At 70.5% G+C, this 17,206-nt stretch carries 13 protein-coding genes; 7 read left to right on the top strand and 6 right to left on the bottom strand.

The window, feature by feature from the left end; all coding sequences use genetic code 11:
• On the top strand, window positions 1–876 hold the full coding sequence (locus tag ACQBAU_RS10740) for a DUF6999 family protein (RefSeq protein ID WP_434549140.1): 876 nt from the start codon (window positions 1–3) through the stop codon (window positions 874–876).
• On the opposite strand, the gene ACQBAU_RS10735 is transcribed toward ACQBAU_RS10740, so the two are convergent.
• The 5 genes from ACQBAU_RS10735 to ACQBAU_RS10715 form a co-directional block, all read right to left on the bottom strand.
• On the bottom strand, window positions 852–1,928 hold the full coding sequence (locus ACQBAU_RS10735; protein WP_434549139.1) for a hypothetical protein: 1,077 nt from the start codon (window positions 1,926–1,928) through the stop codon (window positions 852–854). The genes ACQBAU_RS10740 and ACQBAU_RS10735 overlap by 25 nt on opposite strands.
• A gap of 116 nt (window positions 1,929–2,044) precedes the next feature.
• On the bottom strand, window positions 2,045–2,806 hold the full coding sequence (locus tag ACQBAU_RS10730; protein ID WP_465256749.1) for a CPBP family intramembrane glutamic endopeptidase: 762 nt from the start codon (window positions 2,804–2,806) through the stop codon (window positions 2,045–2,047).
• Window positions 2,803–3,129, bottom strand: a complete 327-nt coding sequence (locus tag ACQBAU_RS10725) for a transcriptional regulator (protein WP_465256750.1) — start codon at window positions 3,127–3,129, stop codon at window positions 2,803–2,805. Before ACQBAU_RS10725 ends, ACQBAU_RS10730 begins: the two co-directional genes overlap by 4 nt.
• Window positions 3,122–3,772: a hypothetical protein gene (locus tag ACQBAU_RS10720; protein WP_465256751.1), complete on the bottom strand. Its 651-nt coding sequence runs from the start codon at window positions 3,770–3,772 to the stop codon at window positions 3,122–3,124. Before ACQBAU_RS10720 ends, ACQBAU_RS10725 begins: the two co-directional genes overlap by 8 nt.
• 90 nt (window positions 3,773–3,862) lie before the next feature.
• Complete coding sequence (locus ACQBAU_RS10715; RefSeq protein ID WP_465256752.1) at window positions 3,863–8,575, bottom strand: ATP-dependent helicase; 4,713 nt, start codon at window positions 8,573–8,575, stop codon at window positions 3,863–3,865.
• 9 nt (window positions 8,576–8,584) lie between these two features.
• Here ACQBAU_RS10715 and ACQBAU_RS10710 point away from each other — a divergent pair, with 9 nt between their 5' ends.
• The 3 genes from ACQBAU_RS10710 (at window position 8,585) to ACQBAU_RS10700 (ending at window position 12,106) form a co-directional block, all read left to right on the top strand.
• Window positions 8,585–10,816 (top strand): DUF6351 family protein, encoded by a 2,232-nt coding sequence (locus ACQBAU_RS10710; RefSeq protein WP_465256753.1) that lies wholly within the window; start codon window positions 8,585–8,587, stop codon window positions 10,814–10,816.
• Window positions 10,817–10,889: 73 nt separating this feature from the next.
• Entirely contained in the window at window positions 10,890–11,915 is a 1,026-nt protein-coding gene (locus ACQBAU_RS10705; protein ID WP_465256754.1) for a DMT family transporter, read from the top strand.
• Window positions 11,912–12,106, top strand: a complete 195-nt coding sequence (locus ACQBAU_RS10700; RefSeq protein ID WP_434549132.1) for a DUF3046 domain-containing protein — start codon at window positions 11,912–11,914, stop codon at window positions 12,104–12,106. Before ACQBAU_RS10705 ends, ACQBAU_RS10700 begins: the two co-directional genes overlap by 4 nt.
• Before the next feature lie 15 nt (window positions 12,107–12,121).
• Here ACQBAU_RS10700 and ACQBAU_RS10695 read toward each other — a convergent pair whose 3' ends face one another.
• On the bottom strand, window positions 12,122–13,093 hold the full coding sequence (locus ACQBAU_RS10695; protein WP_465256755.1) for a hypothetical protein: 972 nt from the start codon (window positions 13,091–13,093) through the stop codon (window positions 12,122–12,124).
• Window positions 13,094–13,390: 297 nt separating this feature from the next.
• Here ACQBAU_RS10695 and recA point away from each other — a divergent pair, with 297 nt between their 5' ends.
• The 3 genes from recA to rny all read left to right on the top strand — a co-directional run bounded on the left by recA (window position 13,391) and on the right by rny (window position 17,176).
• Window positions 13,391–14,440, top strand: coding sequence for a recombinase RecA (gene recA, locus ACQBAU_RS10690; protein WP_434549128.1), 1,050 nt, complete (start codon window positions 13,391–13,393; stop codon window positions 14,438–14,440).
• Between the two features lie 8 nt (window positions 14,441–14,448).
• Window positions 14,449–15,219, top strand: coding sequence for a regulatory protein RecX (locus tag ACQBAU_RS10685; protein ID WP_465256756.1), 771 nt, complete (start codon window positions 14,449–14,451; stop codon window positions 15,217–15,219).
• Window positions 15,220–15,538: 319 nt separating this feature from the next.
• Entirely contained in the window at window positions 15,539–17,176 is a 1,638-nt protein-coding gene (gene rny / locus ACQBAU_RS10680) for a ribonuclease Y (protein ID WP_465256757.1), read from the top strand.
• Window positions 17,177–17,206: the final 30 nt, after the last annotated feature.

Raw genomic sequence — 17,206 nt, 5'->3', positions numbered from 1 at the left:
ATGCGCGCCCCCGAGTTCCCTCGGCCCCCCGAGTACGTCCGGTCGGACCCGAGCATGTGGGAGGCGATCTTCGCCGATCCGTCGATCCCGTTGGACCGGGCGCTGACCAAGCAGATCATCGACGACCAGCGACGGCTGTCGCGCCGCTTCCTGTATCCGATCGCCCGGGTGCTGTCCCGGCTGCTGATCGGGATCGTGATGGTGATCAAGCGGGTCGTGCCACGACGGTGGATGTCGCTGGGCACGATGGACCGGCTGTGCATCTGGTTCCTGCGCCGGTTCGTGTCGCCCGATGCGGTTGAGTTGTTGATCAGGCACTTCGTCGTGGAGACGAACCTGGTCAACTTCATCATCCACAACACCCCCGCCGAGATGGAGCCGGTCACGCTTCGCCCGACCAGCCTGCGCGAGCTCGGCGACAATGCGGTCGTCGAACACGACGTGAACGTGTACGACGTGCTGATCGCCTTGGAACATGTCCGGTTGGAACGGCCCGAGGTGATCAACTTCGGTGACCTCGGCATCCCGCCGCTGGATGCCGAGCGGCGCCTGCCACGTCTGCTGAAGCTCGACATCCAGACCGCGCTGTGCCTGATGAACATCCCGTTCGCGATGGCACTCACGCTCGAGGAGTTCCGCCGGGCGGTGCACTCGATGCGGTTCGACGACTCGTTCATGGAGATCCTGGCGCTGATCACCGGCGACGACACCTTCAAGCACTGGAAGATGGGTGGCCTCAGCCTGTGGATGGACTCCAACGTCGACGTACCGCAGCAGGTCTACCGGCACGCACTGGTGTGTGAGTACGCCCACGCGCACCTGCTCAAGCTGGCCCAGGGCGAGTACCCGCGCTACACCGAGGTCGAGTTCGACTGACTCCCAGCGGTGGCAGCACGAGCCGCCGGGCTGGTGATCCGGTGGTAGCTGACGGTCGCGACCATCAGCCCGACACCCCAGATCAGATAGGCGGGGATCGACACCCAGAAGAAGGGCTCGGGCAGGGTGAGGCCACCGGACGGCGGGAACGGGTTCCGACCCTGGAGGCGTTCCATGATCATCTGGCCGAGGACGATGCCGAAGTAGGCCGTCATGCCGACGCCGAGCACCCCACCGGAGATGACCAGCAACCATCTGGGGACGCGCCGTCCGGCCAGGAACGGCACCCAGAACGGCCAGCTGCGACCCCACGAGTGCACCAGCGCCAGGGGGAGCAGGAGTCCGGCCAGCAGGAAGCCGACCTCGAACACCACCATCATCGGCCCGGCGGCCAGCGGGTTCGCGTCCAGCCCAACGACGAGTTGGGCACCGAGGCGGACCAGGCACCCCAGCGCCGCGGCGTAACCGGCGACCCAGGCCCACCACGGAGTCGCGACGAGCGGGTCGATGCCGGCGCCGGCGGGCCGGGTGGCGACCCAGAACCGGTGGGTGTGCCAGGCCAGGAGTCCGGCGGCGACCACACAACCCAGCCGCAGGGCGGCACCGTACGGATGGAACGGGATCCCGAGGCCGGGCAGCACCCCGCCCACCAGGTCGAGCAGGAACAGGGCTGCGGCGACGAACAGTGTGGCCGACAGTCCCGCACCCCCGGTGATCAACAACCAGCGGACCGACCCCGGGACCGGCTTGGGCAGCCCGGCCTGGACGACGGCGATCGCGGCGCCGACCCCCAGGACGACGACCCCGGGCCAGCCGGCCAACAACATCAGGTCGGTTCCCACGGCGGACAGCGGGACGTCCGGGTCGATGACGGTGACGGCGGCCCGGATCCCTGCGTACACGAGGAGCCAGCCGATCGTGACGATCGCTGCGACCACACCCGTGGTTCGACGTTCGGGACCTGCCGAGGCGGGATCGTGTCGGTGAGGGAGGTGCTCGAAGGTGGGGGTCGCCCGGCCGGGCGAGACGTCGGGTGATCGCACTGTGGTCATGGGCTCCACCGTTCCGGAACCCGGCCGACGGGAACTCCCCCGCGTGGGGGAGAGTGGGGTGAGATCACCGACCAGCGGCGGGGCTCGGCGTACGCGCGGGACCGGTTCGGACTCCCTCAGGCGATCATCATCGCGAGCGGGATGGTGGAGAACGCGGCGTTGGTGATCACGTGCGCCACCACCAGCGGCATCAGGCGCTTCAGTCGTACGGCGAACAGGGCGGCCGCCAGACCCCAGCAGAAGAAGGCGCACGCGTAGACGCCCATCCCGGATGGTGTCGGAGCCAACATGATGTGTTGCACGGCGAACACGATGGTGGGGACGACGACCGCCAGGCCGGTACGCAGTCTTGCCGAGGTCGGGGTTGGGGTGTCACGGAAGGCGTCGATCGCCAGCCCGCGGTAGACGATCTCCTCGGCCGGCGCGTTGAGCAGTGGGAAGGCGACGGCGGCGACGACGGCGGCGACCAGGGCGACGGTGGGCGACCAGACGAGATCGGTGGTGGCCGCCGGGGCGAACACCTCGCCGAACCGGTTCCACGGTTCGGCGCCCAGCAACAGGAATCCGCCAGCCATCAGGCCGATCACGAAGGGGAGGTAGAGCGCGAAGAACAGGCCGAGGCCGACCAGCAGGTCGCGGGGGATGCGGCGTGGCTCGAAGCCGATGCGTTCCCGGACGGAGCTGCCGCGGGCGTGCAGGACGCGATGGGCGACGATCAGGCAGATCCCACCCACCACGGTGAAGTAGAGCGTCGAGACCATCGGGTTGGTCACGGCGAGTGCATTGCTGCCGGTGACGACGAGCAGCCCGACCGTGATCAGCGCGGCGACGACGAGCAGTACGGGACGGAACAGCGTGACGGTGATGGCGTACCTCATGGGGCACTCCCGGAGTCGAGCAGGGTGAGCGCCCAGGCGCGGTAGGCGATGAAGGCCGCCCGACCGGTGGGCGTCAGGGCGACGGTGGTGACCGAGCCGCGGCCGCGGCCGGTGGTGGTGGTGGCGATGTAGTCGGCAGCCTCCAGACTGCGCAGGTGTGAGGTGAGGTTGCCCGGGGTGACGTCGAGCAGCTTGGCCAGTCGTGGGAACGTCAACGCGTCGTCGGCGGGCAGTGCGGTCAGTGTCGCGAGCAGCCGGAGCCGGACCGGGGCGTGGACCAATGGGTCCGGTTGGGTGACCTCGGGGATCGGTTCGTCACTCATCGGTGACCTGCCGGAGTCGGGCGGCCTCGACCAGCAGGGTGGCCCCGGCGGCGGCCGCACCGAGCGGGAGGGCCAGTGGTCCCGGCACCGCCAGCAGCACCACGCTCGACAGCAGTAGTCCGACCGGGAGGACCCCGACGCCGGACACGGCGAGTCCCAGCGCCGCCAACACCCCCAGCACGATGCCCAGCCCCACCGCGAGACGGACGTCGGCGGGCAGCCGGGAGGTGACCAGCACGGCGGCGAGTACCGCCCACGCGATCCCGACGGTGAAGGTGATCGCATACCGATGACCGGTCCGGCGTGATCCACCGTGGACGCCGGTGCCGAAGCGGGCCCCGTACACACCGCTGGTGATGACACCGGCGACCCACAGGATGCCGATCGCGAGCAGTGTCGAGGTGCCGGACGGGGCGACCAGCCCGATCACCGCGCTCAGCATCCAGACCACACCCCAGATGGTGTGGAACACCCACGTCCGTGGGGTGGTGGCCTGCTCGGTGTGTCGTATCTGCTCGTCGATCAGGGCCGCCGGGTCGTCCGGTACGTCCGCAGGTTCTGGCCCAGCCTCCCTGACCGCGTCGCCGGACGTCTGCGCGGTGGGTTCGTCAGGTGACTGCGGGGACGGTTCGTCGGGTGACATCCATGGCCTCTGCTAGAAGTTTGGGCGACAAAGCTTAATTTAAAGTTTGCAGTACAGAGTCAAAGGAGTCAAGGGCTTCGGCGTGGCTGATCAGTGCTGGGCGGGGCGCAGCCGCAACCCCTGCGGCACCATCGCGAACCCTCGATCGACCCAGGCCTGCCGATCGGGGTGAGCGAACACGTCGGTGCTGTCGATGCGCTCCAAGGTCACCGTGCCGAGCACGCCGCGGCGCAGCTCGGCGGCCAGCGCGTCCAGCGCCTGCCGGTCACCCTCGGGCGTGGTGACCGGGAACGTCAGCACGGACTTGCCGCCGCGCTCCAGGTAGCCGGCGAGTTCGCCGTCGACCAACGCCACCAGAGCGCCGGGGTTGCGGCCGGGGCGATGCCCCTCGCGGGCCGGCCACGGGAGTGCTGCGCCGTACGGGTTGGCCGGGTCGCAGGCGGCGAGGACGTGGACGGGACGTCTCGACAAGCTCGACGGGCTTTCGGTGGGGTTGGTCGACGGGTGGTCGGTGGGGGTGCTCGACGGGCGTTCGGTGGGTGGGGCATCGCCGGAGAGGGAGCGGAGCTCGTCGACGGCACCGGGGAGGGCGAACTGGGCGGCGCCCAGGCCGGCGACGAAGTAGCCGCGGCGGCAGGTGCCGGACTCCTCGAGGCGGCTGAGGGCCTGGTAGGCGGCGTGGAAGCCGCCGGGCAGGTCCTCGGCGGTGACACTGCCACGGGTCAGCACGCCGTACCGGTCGAGCAGGCCGAGCACCTCGTCGGCGATCCGGGCCGTCAGCGACACCTCGCTCCGCCGCACCAGGGACCAGCGGCCGGTCGCTCCGGGCCGGACCGGCGGTCGGATCCGCCTGGCGGTCGCACGCCTGGTCCGGGTCTGCGGTGTCCGTCGGACCGCACCCCGGGTGCCGGCCAGCCGAGCCCGCAGCGGCGCCAGCGTGTCGGAGGTGACCAGACCGGCCCACGCCAACTCCCACAGCGCGTCGAGGGTGTCGCCGGTGTTGCCGCCCTCGGGCACCAGGTCCTCGACGAACCACCCGCCACCGGCCGACAGTCGCGCCAGCACCGAGGTGGCCAGCTCGGACGAGGGCGGCAACTCGGCCACCGGCGGCGGCTCGATCCCGGTCGGCAGTAGGCGGAGCCACCCGTCGTTGTCGCCGATGGTGCCGGCACCGACCCACTGCACCTCACCGCTGGTGATCAATTCGTCGAGCAGTGCGGGGGAGTAGTCGGCCACCCGCACCGGCATGATCATCGACTCCAGCATGCTGACCGGCAGTACGGTTCCGGCCAATTGTTCGACCACGGCCATCACGCCGTCGCCGCCGGCCGCGCGGGGGCGGCTCCCGGCGGGGGAGACCTGTTGCCAGCGTGGCAGGAAACGTCCCAGGGCAGCGGGTTCGCACGGCTCGACCTCGGCGCGCAGGGCGGCCAGGGTCCGGCGCTTGATCGTCGCGAGCACCCGCGCGTGGCAGTACTGCGGTCCGTCCAGCTCATCGGTGAAGGTGGCCCGTACCACCGCCCCGGCCCGGACCAGCGCACGCAGCGCATCGTCGACCACGGCGGTGCCCAGCCCGTACCGGTCGGCGATCGCCTGTGCGGTGAACGGACCGTGGGTGCGGGCCCACCGCAGGACAAGGTCACCCAGCGGATCCGGTGACGGTTCCGGTACGGCCATCCCGGGCGGCACCGGCACGCCCAGGCCGTCGCGCAGCCGGGGCAGGTCCTCGGCAACGGCGTACCGATCGACCCCGGCGATCCGCACCACCGCCACCCGACGAGCGGCCACCAGCTCGGCCAACGCGGCGGTGAGGGCAGGATCGCCGGCGACCACCTCGGCAGCCGGGTCGACGTCCGAGTCGGCGGCGACTTCATCCTCGCCCGCCGACTCCACGGCCGACTCCGGCCGGGCCCAGCGTTCGGCGAGCTCGGCGTCGTCGTACGGCCCGGAGGTGCGCAACCGGTCGAAGAGCTGCTCGACCGTCCGGGCCCGCCGGTCGGCGGTGCGGCCCTGCACCTCGTCGGCGACCTGCGCAATCACTGCCGGGTCAAGGATCTGGCGCAGTTGATCACCACCCAGCAGCTCGGTCAACAGGTCGGTGTCCAACGACAGTGCGGCCGACCGTCGCTCCGCCAGCGGCAGGTCGCCGGCGTACACGTACTCCCCGACGTACCCGAACAACAACGACTTCGCGTACGGCGACGGGCGGGCGGTCTCGACCTCGACGACCCGCACCCGGCGGGCGGCGATCTGCCGGTGCAGCGTGATCAACTCGTCGAGCTCGAACACGTCGTTGAGGCATTCGCGCATCGTCTCCAGCACGATCGGGAAGTCGGGGAACCGGGTCGCCACCCCGAGCAGCTGGGCCGCCCGCATCCGCTGCTGCCACAACGGTGACCGGGCACCCGGGTCGCGCCGCGGCAGCAACAGTGCCCGCGCCGCACACTCGCGGAACCGGCTCGCGAACAGGGCCGAGCCGAGCACCTCGTCGATGATCACCTCCCGCAACTCGTCGGCGTCCATGATCACCAGGTCGGCGCCGGGCGCGGTGTCGGCGGTGTCGGGGACACGCAGCACGATCCCGTCGTTCCCGGCGGTCGCGGACACCTCGACGCCGTACCGTTCCCGGGCCGACCGCTCGATCGCCAGCGCCCACGGGGCGAGCACGCCCAGCCCCAGCGAGGAGTGGACGCACAGCTGCCAGTCGCCCAACTCGTCGCGGAACCGTTCGACGACGACCACGGTGTCGGTCGGCAGGTCGCCGGTCGCCGCCCGTTGCTCGTCGACGTAGCCGAGCAGGTTGTCGATCGCCCACTCGTCCAACCCCACCTCGGCCAACCGGTCCCGCGCCGTCGGCCGTGGCAGGCCGGCGACCTCGGCGGTGAACGCGCCGACCGCCCGGCCGAGCTCGGCGGGCCTGGCCGGCGCATCGCCCTTCCAGAACGGCAACCGGCCGGGCAGCCCGGGGGCCGGGGACACCCGTACCTGATCATGGGTGATCTCCTCGACCCGCCAGGTCGAGGTGCCCAAGGTGATCACGTCGCCGACGCGACTCTCGTACACCATCTCCTCGTCGAGCTCACCGACCCGGCGGCCGCCACGTCGTCCACCACTCGGCGCGGTGTCCTCCTCGCCGCCGACCAGGTAGACGCCGAACAGGCCACGGTCGGGAATGGTGCCGCCCGAGGTCACCGCCAGCCGCTGCGTCCCCGGCCGACCGGTCAGCGTCCCGGCCACCCGGTCCCACACCAGCCGGGGACGCAACTCGGCGAAGTCCTCCGACGGGTAGCGGCCCGACAACATGTCGAGCACCGACTCGTACACCGACATCGGCAGCTCCGCGTACGGGGCGGCTCGCCTGATCATGGTGAAGGTGGCCTCGACGTCACGGTCGCCCAAGGCACACATCGACACCACGTGCTGGGCCAGCACGTCGATCGGATTGACCAGCTCAGCGACCTCCTCGATCGCACCTTGGCGCATCCGGTCGAGCACCACCGCGGCATCGATCAGGTCGCCGCGGTACTGCGGGAACACCACCCCTCGCGACACCGCCCCCACCTGGTGGCCGGCCCGGCCGACCCGCTGCAAGCCGCTGGCCACCGACGGTGGCGCGGCCACCTGCACCACCAGGTCGACCGCGCCCATGTCGATGCCGAGCTCGAGTGACGAGGTCGCGACCACGCACCTCAGTGCGCCGGACTTCAACGCACTCTCGGTGTGCTCGCGTTGCTTCTTCGACACCGACCCGTGGTGCGCCCGGGCGATCGCCGGTACGCCCTCGGGTTGCGGGTGGCCGCTGCCGGACTGGGCGATGATCGCCGCCGGTGGGGCGTGGTCGTCGTCGACCTCGACGCCGAGCCGTTCGGCGTGCAGTTCGTTCAACCGGGTGGTCAGCCGCTCGGCCACCCGCCGGGAGTTGGTGAACACGATCGTCGAGGTGTGCTGCTCGACCAGGTCGAGCACCTTTTCGCTGACGTGCGGCCAGATCGAGCGGCTCGGCGGCTCGGCGTCCCCGGCCGCCACCGCGTCGGTCGGTGGTGCGTCGAGCTGGGTCAGGTCCGGCAGCGGGACGACCACCTCCAGCTCCCAGGTCTTGGCCGCCTCGGGTGCCACCACCCGTACCGGCCGGTCACCTGCCAGGAACCGGGCCACCCGCTCGCGCGGCCGTACGGTGGCCGACAACCCGATCCGTTGTGGTTCGACCTCACACGCCTCGGCGAGCCGCTCCAACGACAACGCCAGATGGGCACCCCGCTTGGTGCCGGCCAACGCGTGGACCTCGTCGATGATCACCGTGTCGACCGAGGTCAGCACCTCCTTGGCCTGTGAGGTGAGCAGCAGGAACAACGACTCCGGGGTGGTGATCAGGATGTCCGGCGGTCGGGTGACGATCCGCCGCCGATCGGCCGCGGAGGTGTCGCCACTGCGGATCGCGACCGACACCTCAGCCACCTCGGTGCCGAGCCGGCCGGCGGTCCGGGCGATCCCGGTCAACGGCGCGGACAGGTTGCGTTGGACGTCGACCGCCAACGCCTTCAGTGGCGACACGTAGAGCACCCGGCACCGGCGCTCCTTGGCCGGCACCGGAGCGGTCGTCAACCGGTCGAGCGCCCACAGGAACGCCGCCAACGTCTTGCCCGACCCGGTCGGCGCCACGACCAGGGCGTGGTCACCACCGGCGACCGCCGACCAGGTCTGCTGCTGCACCGGGGTCGGCTCGGCGAACACGTCACCGAACCACGTCCGCGTCGCCGGCGAGAACGCTGCCAGCGACGGATGGGACGACCTGTGATCGGACACCCGACCATCATGCCCGCAGCCACCGACAGTCCTCGCCGCCGGGCGCTGCGCAATCGTGACCTACGCCCCCTTCCGCAAACCGGGCCGGTGTGGTGGGGTGACCCAATGCTGCTCGTCGGCCGACTCCGGGTCGGCGTGATCGGCGTGGTGTTGGCACTGTTGGTGACCCTGTTGTCCGCGGCCGTTGACACCACGCCCCAGGTGGGTGTCCACGTGGTGTCGTCACCGCGGCCGGACATGGTGTCCGGTGGTGACGTGCTGTTGCGCGTGACGGTGCCGCCCGGGCTCGACCCGGAGCGGGTCACGGTGACCGTCAACGGCCTCGACCAGACGTCGGCGTTCGACCGGGCCGGGGCGCAACGCATCATGCTCGGCCTGGTGGCGGGACTGCGCATCGGGTTCAACGAGGTCCGAGTGACGGCCGGTCCGGCGACGCCGCCGACGGTGCTCACGGTGCGCAATCATCCGACCGGTGGGCCGATGTTCGCCGGGGCCCAGCAGTATCCGTACAGCTGCACCACCCACCTGTTCACCACCGCGGCCGGGAACCGGCTGCCGCGGGCCGAGGGGTTGGCCTGCCACGTCGCCACCCGGGTGGAGTACGTCTACCGTGGCACCGACGGCGAGTTCCGGGAGTTGGCCGATCCGCGGCGGCTGCCGTCCGACGTCTCCCGCACCCGGCTCGACGGGCTGTCGGTGCCGTTCGTGGTCCGGGTCGAGACCGGCGTGATCAACCGTGGGGTGTACGAGTTCGCGGTGCTGCACGACCCGCGGCACGGCGAGCCGACCGTGCACGCCACCGCAACCGGCTGGAACCGTCGGTTGGTCTACACCTTCGGGGGCGGCTGCCCCGGTGGGTGGTACCAGCAGGGGACGCGGACCGGAGGGGTGCTCGACGCCTCGCTGCTGGGCCGCGGGTATGCGATCGCCTCGTCCACGCTCAACCGGTTCGCCAACAACTGCGACCCGGTGCGCGCCGCCGAGACGATGGCGATGACCAAGGAGCACGTCGTCGAAACCCTCGGCGAGCCCGTCGACACCATCGGCACCGGGGTGTCGGGCGGGTCGTACCAACTGTTCATGATCGGCGACAACTACCCGGGCCTGTTGGACGGAATCGTTGCCGGGCAGGTGTTTCCGGAGGTCGCGGTCGCCACCTTGCAGACGCTGGTCGACGCCCGACTGCTGCACAACTACGTGACCTCGTACGGTCGCGACTGGACCGATGATCAACTCACTGCGGTCACCGGCTTCGGCCGGGCGGCCACCCTGCAGCACCTCGCGATGACGTCGAGCCGTCTCGACCCGATGCAGAACTGCCCTGACGTGCTGCCACGAGAGGCCCGGTACGACCCGGTCGACAACCCGCGCGGTGCCCGGTGCGACGTGCTGAGCCACCAGGACAACCTGTGGGGGATCGCCGACGTGACGAGCGGGGCACCGTACCGGGCACTGGACAACGTCGGCGTGCAGTACGGCCTCGGTGCACTGAACACTGGCATGATCTCGGTGGCCGACTTCTTGGACCTGAACGAGCGGATCGGCGGTTTCGACCGTGACGCGATGGCAACCCCACAACGGATCCGGGCCGATCCTCAAGCGTTGGCGGTGGCGTACGGCACCGGCCAGTTGATCAGCGGTGGTGGGGGACTGCGCAACCTGCCGATCATCGACTTCCGCAACTACACCGATCACGAGGCCGGGGGTGACCTGCACCTGCGCTTCCACTCGTTCACGCTGCAGCAGCGGTTGGTGCAGGCCAACGGGCACGCCGACAACCTGGTGAGCTGGGTCTCCGACGCCGACAACGGCCCCAGCAGCATCGCGGGGTCCGCTGCCGTCATCCGGATGGCGGAGTGGCTGACCGCGATCGACCAGGTCCGCCGCGAGGGGGACGTCTCGGGCGCCCCTGCCGTGGTCGCCGCCCGTCCCGCCGGGCTCGTCGACGGTTGCTGGATCGCCGGCCGCTTCGTCACCGAACGGCACGTCGACGGACACGTCGGCAGCCGTTGTGCGAAGCAGTACCCCGCGTACGCCTCGCCCCGCCAGGTCGCGGGCGCCGGCGTGGTCAACAACCAGCTCGCCTGTACCCGCCGACCCGTGGACCGGCGGGACTACGCGGCCGACTTCACCGACCAGCAGTGGGATCGGTTGCTGCGGGTCTTCGCCGACGGGGTGTGTGACTGGTCGGTGCCCGGGATCGGACAGGCGACACCCCATCGGGTGTGGTCGGCGTTCTGATCACCTCGGTCCTGGCCACGTCGGGCCACGGCTCGGTTTCGGGCGGGCCTGCACGGCGGAGTACCCTCGCCGGGTGACAACCGCCGCGCCCAGCCGGCCCCGGTCGTCGGCCCAGCAGCCGGCAGAACCGGTGGCTCCCCGCCAGTTCCTGTGGCTCGTGGTGCTCGCCGCCATCTGGGGTGGCAGCTTCTTGTTGATCAAGGTCGCCGTCACGACCCTGCAGCCTCTGTGGGTGTCGACCGGCCGGTTGCTGTTCGGCGGTCTGGCGCTGGCGGTCGTGGTCGTCGGGATGGCCCTACGCCAACGGGTCCGCGGGGCGTCCGACTCCTCGTACGTGGGCGGTTGGCTGCCGCGTGACCCGCGCGCCTGGCTGCACAACGCGGTGATCGGGATCGTCGGGTGTGCCATCCCGTTCAGCCTGCTCGCGTTCGCCGAGGCCCGGATCTCCTCGCTGTTGGCCGGGATCTGGAACGCGACCACGCCGCTGTTCGCGCTGCCGCTGGCGGTGCTGGTGTTCCGCACCGAGCAGTTGACCGTACGGCGACTGGCCGGCCTGATCACCGGGCTGCTGGGGGCGCTGATCATTCTGGGTGTGTGGGACATGGCCGCCGGGCCGGCCGACCTGCCCGGTCAGCTGATGTGCCTCGGTGCGGCCGCCTGTTACGGCATCTCGTTCGGCTACACCCGACGGTTCGTGTCGCGGCGACCGGAGCCGACCGCGGTGGCGGCCTTGGTGCAGATGATCTGCGGGTTGGTCGTGCTGGTGCCGGTCGCGCTGCTGACGGCGGGCCCACCACCGCCGGACGACCTGACCTGGCAGCCGCTGCTCGCGGTGGTCGGGCTCGGCGCCGTCGGAACCGGGGTGGCCTACCTGATCAACCTGCGCAACATCTCGATCATGGGGGCGAGCACGGCCTCCACGGTGACCTACTTGACGCCGGTGTTCGCGACCACGCTGGGGGTGGCGGTGCTGGGCGAGCGGATGACCTGGCACCAGCCGGTCGGCGCGGTGGTCGTCCTGCTCGGCGTGGCGATCGCCCAAGGACTGATCGGTCGACGGCGCCGACTGCGGCCCGTCGCCGGAGAGGAACCGCGATGAAGGAATCGGAGTTCTGGGCCCGGATGGAGCAGGCCTTGGGCGGGTCGTACGCCCGCGTGTGGGCCAGTCAGCACCAGTTGGCCGACCTGGGCGACCGTACGGTCGACGAGGCCCTGGCCGCCGGGTTGGCCTGCAAGCAGGTGTGGCGGGTCGTGGCGGCCGCGCTCGAGTTGCCGCCCAGCGACTCCTGAGGCTCGGGTCGCCCGTCAGTTCACGGCCGCCAGCACCTCGGTGACGATCGGCTCGAGCACGTCGCGGTCACGGTCGTCGTTCCAGCGGGCGATCGTCACCTCGGCAGCGACGTCGAGCACCACCCGCCACGGTCGAACGATGTCGACCTCATGAGGGCCGACGTGGTCGCCGTCGCGGACGGTCCGCAGGAAGGCCGTCATCGCGGTCACCAGGGCCGGGTCGCCGGATTGCCCGTCCAGTTGCACGGCCCATCGAAGTCGGCCGTCCCGCAGTGAGGTCGTCGTCGACGCCAGCACCGGGGCGAGGTCCTGCCAGGCCTGCGCGACCGGCATCTCGAGTCGTGGTTGGCCTTCGTACAGCACGACGTTGACCCAGGAGCGACGGCCGAACATCTCGGCGTCGAGCCGCCGCGCCACCTGCACGATCCGGTCAGGGGTGGCGGCGCACAGGCCGGCCTCGTCGACCCGGTCCCATTCCGAGCCGAGGGCCTGGCCGGAGAGGTCGGGCAGCGGTGTCTTGACGGTGGCGGCACGGGCACCACGGGAGAACTCCGCGACAACCCCGGCGACCGCCGCGTCCATCAGGGCCGGGTCGCTCGTCGGGTGGATGGTCCAGGAGAGCGACCTTTTCGACAGTGTCGTCCGGGCGCCGAGGGTGGTCCTCAGTTCGGGGATCTGATGGGCGACGACAGCGGCGTGGGCCGTCCGGCCGAACTCCACGAGGGCTGCCGCCGACAGATCCGGCTCGAGGACGACCGAGGCGCTGATCTCGTGCGCCTGCATCGCCTTGGCGACGAAGCGGACCTCGAGCTCGGCAACGCCCGGGGCATCGCGGAGCGCCTCACGCAGGCCGTCGACGGCGGCCTGGGCCTCGGGCGAGGCGGTGGTGTTGCGGCGGCCCCACGGAGAGCAACCGGGCGCCGCGAGCAGTGCGGCGGCGGCGAGTGTCGCGGCGAGCACGGATCGGCGGGTCGGGCGGTGGGCCACGGCTCCCATGGTCGCATCGGCCGCAGGTCATGGCCGCGTGGTCCTCGTACGGATTCGGGTCGTCGTACGGATTCGGCTCGCGAGGGATTCCGGCGAGGGCGGCGTGTCGGAGGTTTCTCGAACATCTGTTCGGTAGATTGTCCACCGTCCCGATCGACCACGAAGCTTCATCCACAGGTCGTGCAGGTCGGTGCAAAATTGTCGGTGGTGGTTCCTATCGTCTTCCATGACGGGCCTGCCATGGGCGCGCAGTGTGACGAACCGGTCGGACGGGCCGGACGAGACGGAGGATGACTGATGGCTGTTGTTGCAGACCGCGAGAAGGCCCTGGAGTCGGCACTCGCCCAGATCGAGAAGTCGTACGGCAAGGGCTCGGTGATGCGACTGGGGGAGGACAACCGGCCGCCGGTGGCAGTCATCCCCACCGGGGCCATCGCGTTGGACGTGGCGCTCGGCATCGGCGGTATCCCTCGGGGCCGGGTGGTCGAGATCTACGGCCCGGAGTCCAGCGGCAAGACCACGGTCGCGCTGCACGCGATCGCCAGCGCGCAGGCCCAGGGTGGCATCTGTGCCTTCATCGACGCCGAGCACGCCCTCGACCCCGAGTACGCCAAGAAGCTGGGTGTCGACACCGACGCACTGCTGGTGAGCCAGCCCGACAACGGTGAGCAGGCGCTCGAGATCGCCGACATGCTGGTCCGGTCCGGAGCGCTGTCGCTGATCGTGATCGACTCGGTCGCCGCGCTGACGCCCCGCGCCGAGATCGAGGGCGAGATGGGCGACTCGCACGTCGGCCTGCAGGCCCGGCTGATGAGCCAGGCCCTGCGCAAGATGACCGGTGCGTTGAGCGGTGCCGGCACGACCGCCATCTTCATCAACCAGCTGCGCGAGAAGATCGGCGTGATGTTCGGCTCGCCCGAGACCACCACCGGCGGCAAGGCGCTGAAGTTCTATGCCTCGGTACGGATGGACGTCCGCCGCATCGAGACCTTGAAGGACGGCACCGACATGGTCGGCAACCGGACCCGGATCAAGGTCGTGAAGAACAAGATGGCCCCGCCGTTCAAGCAGGCCGAGTTCGACATCCTGTACGGCCACGGCATCAGTCGCGAGGGCAGCCTGATCGACCTCGGCGTCGACCAGGGCATCATCCGCAAGGCGGGAGCCTGGTTCACCTACGACTCCGACCAGCTCGGTCAGGGCAAGGAGAACGCGCGCAACTACCTGCGCAGCAATCCCGACGTGGCAGCCGAGATCGAGCAGAAGATCAAGGCCAAGCTGGGCATCGGGCAGCCGGCCGACGCCCCGGCAGAGGTCGATCCGGTCACCGGTGAGGTCACCTTCTGAGGCCCACCATGACCGAGACACCGAAGGCAGGTACGGGTACCGGCGCGGCCCCCGGGCAGGCCGAGGAGCACCTGCTCAGCGTGGACGCCTGGCAGCCGCCGGCACACCGGCCGGGTCTCGCCGAGCTGCGTCAGGCCATCCGGACCATCGAGTCCGGTGACGGGGAAGCGCCGCCGGGGTCCGTGGCGGCTCCCGATGGCTCGCCGGGCGCGGCTCCCGACGTCGGGTCGGCCGACCCGTGGGAGTCACCGGAGGCTCCCGCGACCGCGAGTCGTGGGGTTCCGGGTGCTGCGGAGCGGACCCTGTCGGATGCTGAGGAACAGGAGCGGGCCCGCGAGATCGTGTTGCGCAAGCTCGACGTCCGCAACCGCAGCCGGTGGGAGCTCGCCGAGGCGCTGGCCCAGCGAGACGTTCCTGCGGGAACGTCGGAGGCGGTGCTGGACCGGATGACCGAGGTGGGACTGATCGACGATGCCAGCTTCGCCCGGGAGTGGGTCCACGCCCGGCAGGAGCGGAAGCACCTGTCGCGGCGGATGCTGCTGGACGAGCTGCGCCGCAAGGGCGTGACCCGGGAGCTGGCCGAGGAGGCGACGGCCGACGTGGGCGAGACCGACGAGTACGAGGCGGCGGTCGACCTGGTCCGCCGGAAGCTGCCATCACTCGACCGGCACGACCTGGACGTCCAACGACGGCGACTGGCGGGCATGTTGGAGCGCCGCGGTTTCACCGTCGGGCTGATCCACCGGGTGCTCGCCGACACCCTCGACGTCGTGCCCTGAGCCGGCAGCCCAGGGCCGACAGCCCCGGACCGGCAGCCCTCCCCTGACCGGGAGCCTCGGAGCGGCGCCATCCTTGACCCGGATGACGGTGGGGCCTAGGGTCGAAAGACCGAGGGCTGCCGCGTTGGCCGCGGGTGTCCCGGGACGTTGAACAGCCAGATCCGCACAATCCGATGCCCAGTACGACGCACCTGATGACCCCGTGACCCCGACCAGCTCGGACCGTTCCTGCCCACAGGGCGGTTGATGCTGTCGGCTGCTGTCGCGGTGTGCACACTGCTGTTCCGCGTTCCCGGTCCTCGGGAGAGGAGCAGGCGAGATGGACGGCACGCAGATCGCGTTGGTGTTGGGGGCTCTGCTGCTCCTGGTGATCGTGGTGCTCCTGGTCCTGGTACTGCGACGGGTTTCCGCGCGCCGGGTCGAGGAGGCCAATCGGCTGGCCGAGGCCGAGGCGGCGGCTCAGCGGGATGCCGCTGCCACCCGGGCCGAGGCCGAGCGTGAGGCCCGCGATGTCGTGGCCGACGCACGCCGGCGCGCCGCAGATCTGACCGCCGAGGCCGAACGTCGGCTGGCCCTGGACCGGGCGGCCGAGGACGAGTCCCGCGCCGACCTGGCCCGTCACCGGGACGAGGTACGGGCCGAGCTCCGCGCGCTGCGTGAGGAGCAGTCCCATCGCGAGCTGCGGCTGTCCGAACGGGAAGCCCGACTCGACCGCGACGGTGGCGAGCTGGAGCAGGTGCGGATCGCCCTGGAGGGGGAGCTGGAGCAGCATCGTCGCGAGGCCCAGGAGCTGGCGGCGCAGTCTGCCACGCACCAGGCGGAACTGGAACGCATCGCTGAGCTGACCACCGAACAGGCACGGGCCGAGCTGTTGACCCAGGTGGAGCAAGACTCCCACCGACAGGCGGCGTTGCTCGCCCGCGACATCGAGGACAAGGCGCGGCGAGGAGCCGACCAGCAGGCCCGGATGATCCTGGTCGGGGTGATGCAACGGCTGGCCTCGGAGCAGACCACCGAGGCGACGGTGACCTCGGTGGCGCTGCCGGGGGAGGACATGAAGGGCCGCATCATCGGGCGCGAGGGGCGCAACATCCGTACCTTCGAACAGGTGACCGGGGCCAATCTGGTGATCGACGACACCCCGGAGATGGTCCTCGTGTCCTGCTTCGACCCGGTACGTCGGGAGGAGGCACGACTCGCCCTGGTCGAGCTCGTCGAGGACGGACGGATCCACCCGACACGGATCGAGGAGGCCCACCGCCGCAGTCAGGAGACCGTCAAGGAGCGCTGCCACCAGGCAGCGGAGGACGCGTTGCTCGAGGTCGGCATCACCGACCTGGCACCGCAACTGGTGGACACCTTGGGCACCCTGCGGTACCGGACCTCGTACGGCCAGAACGTGCTGAAGCACTTGGTCGAGTGTGCCCACCTGGCCGGCATGATCGCCGCCGAACTCGGCCTCGACGTGGCGGCCTGCAAGCGGAGTGCCTTCCTGCACGACATCGGCAAGGCGCTGACCCACGAGGCCGAGGGTTCCCACGCACTCGTCGGCGCCGACCTCGCCCGCCGCCATGGCGAGCACCCCGACATCGTGCACGCCATCGAGGCTCACCACAACGAGGTCGATCCGGAAACCGTGGAGGCCGTCCTGGTGCAGGTGGTCGACGCGATCTCGGGGGCCCGCCCCGGCGCCCGCCGGGAGTCGGTCGAGACCTACATGAAGCGGATGACCCGGCTCGAGAAGATCGCCAGGTCGCAGACCGGGGTCGACAAGGTGTTCGCGATGCAGGCCGGCCGGGATGTCCGGGTGATGGTGAAGCCCGAGGTCGTCGACGACGTCGAGGCCCAGGTACTGGCGCGCACCATCGTGCAGCAGATCGAGGCCGAGCTCACCTACCCCGGCCAGATCAAGGTCACCGTCGTACGCGAGTCCCGCGCCACGGCCACAGCCAAGTAGCAGCCCCTCGTCGTGCTCCTCGACGGGCTC

It is taken from the genome of Carbonicoccus niuqiaonis, from assembly GCF_050157065.1.
In the GTDB taxonomy this organism is placed as follows: Bacteria; Actinomycetota; Actinomycetes; order Propionibacteriales; family Propionibacteriaceae; genus Avipropionibacterium.
Note: the sequence above shows the minus strand (reverse complement) of the source record. Positions and strands in the feature narration are given on the sequence as shown.

Coding starts and splice junctions, on each gene's coding strand:
- ACQBAU_RS10740 (WP_434549140.1), top strand. CDS start 1: ATGCGCGCCCCCGAGTTCCCTCGGCCCCCCGAGTACGTCCGGTCGGAC.
- ACQBAU_RS10735 (WP_434549139.1), bottom strand. CDS start 1,928: ATGACCACAGTGCGATCACCCGACGTCTCGCCCGGCCGGGCGACCCCC.
- ACQBAU_RS10730 (WP_465256749.1), bottom strand. CDS start 2,806: ATGAGGTACGCCATCACCGTCACGCTGTTCCGTCCCGTACTGCTCGTC.
- ACQBAU_RS10725 (WP_465256750.1), bottom strand. CDS start 3,129: ATGAGTGACGAACCGATCCCCGAGGTCACCCAACCGGACCCATTGGTC.
- ACQBAU_RS10720 (WP_465256751.1), bottom strand. CDS start 3,772: ATGTCACCCGACGAACCGTCCCCGCAGTCACCTGACGAACCCACCGCG.
- ACQBAU_RS10710 (WP_465256753.1), top strand. CDS start 8,585: ATGCCCGCAGCCACCGACAGTCCTCGCCGCCGGGCGCTGCGCAATCGT.
- ACQBAU_RS10700 (WP_434549132.1), top strand. CDS start 11,912: ATGAAGGAATCGGAGTTCTGGGCCCGGATGGAGCAGGCCTTGGGCGGG.
- recA (WP_434549128.1), top strand. CDS start 13,391: ATGGCTGTTGTTGCAGACCGCGAGAAGGCCCTGGAGTCGGCACTCGCC.
- ACQBAU_RS10685 (WP_465256756.1), top strand. CDS start 14,449: ATGACCGAGACACCGAAGGCAGGTACGGGTACCGGCGCGGCCCCCGGG.
- rny (WP_465256757.1), top strand. CDS start 15,539: ATGGACGGCACGCAGATCGCGTTGGTGTTGGGGGCTCTGCTGCTCCTG.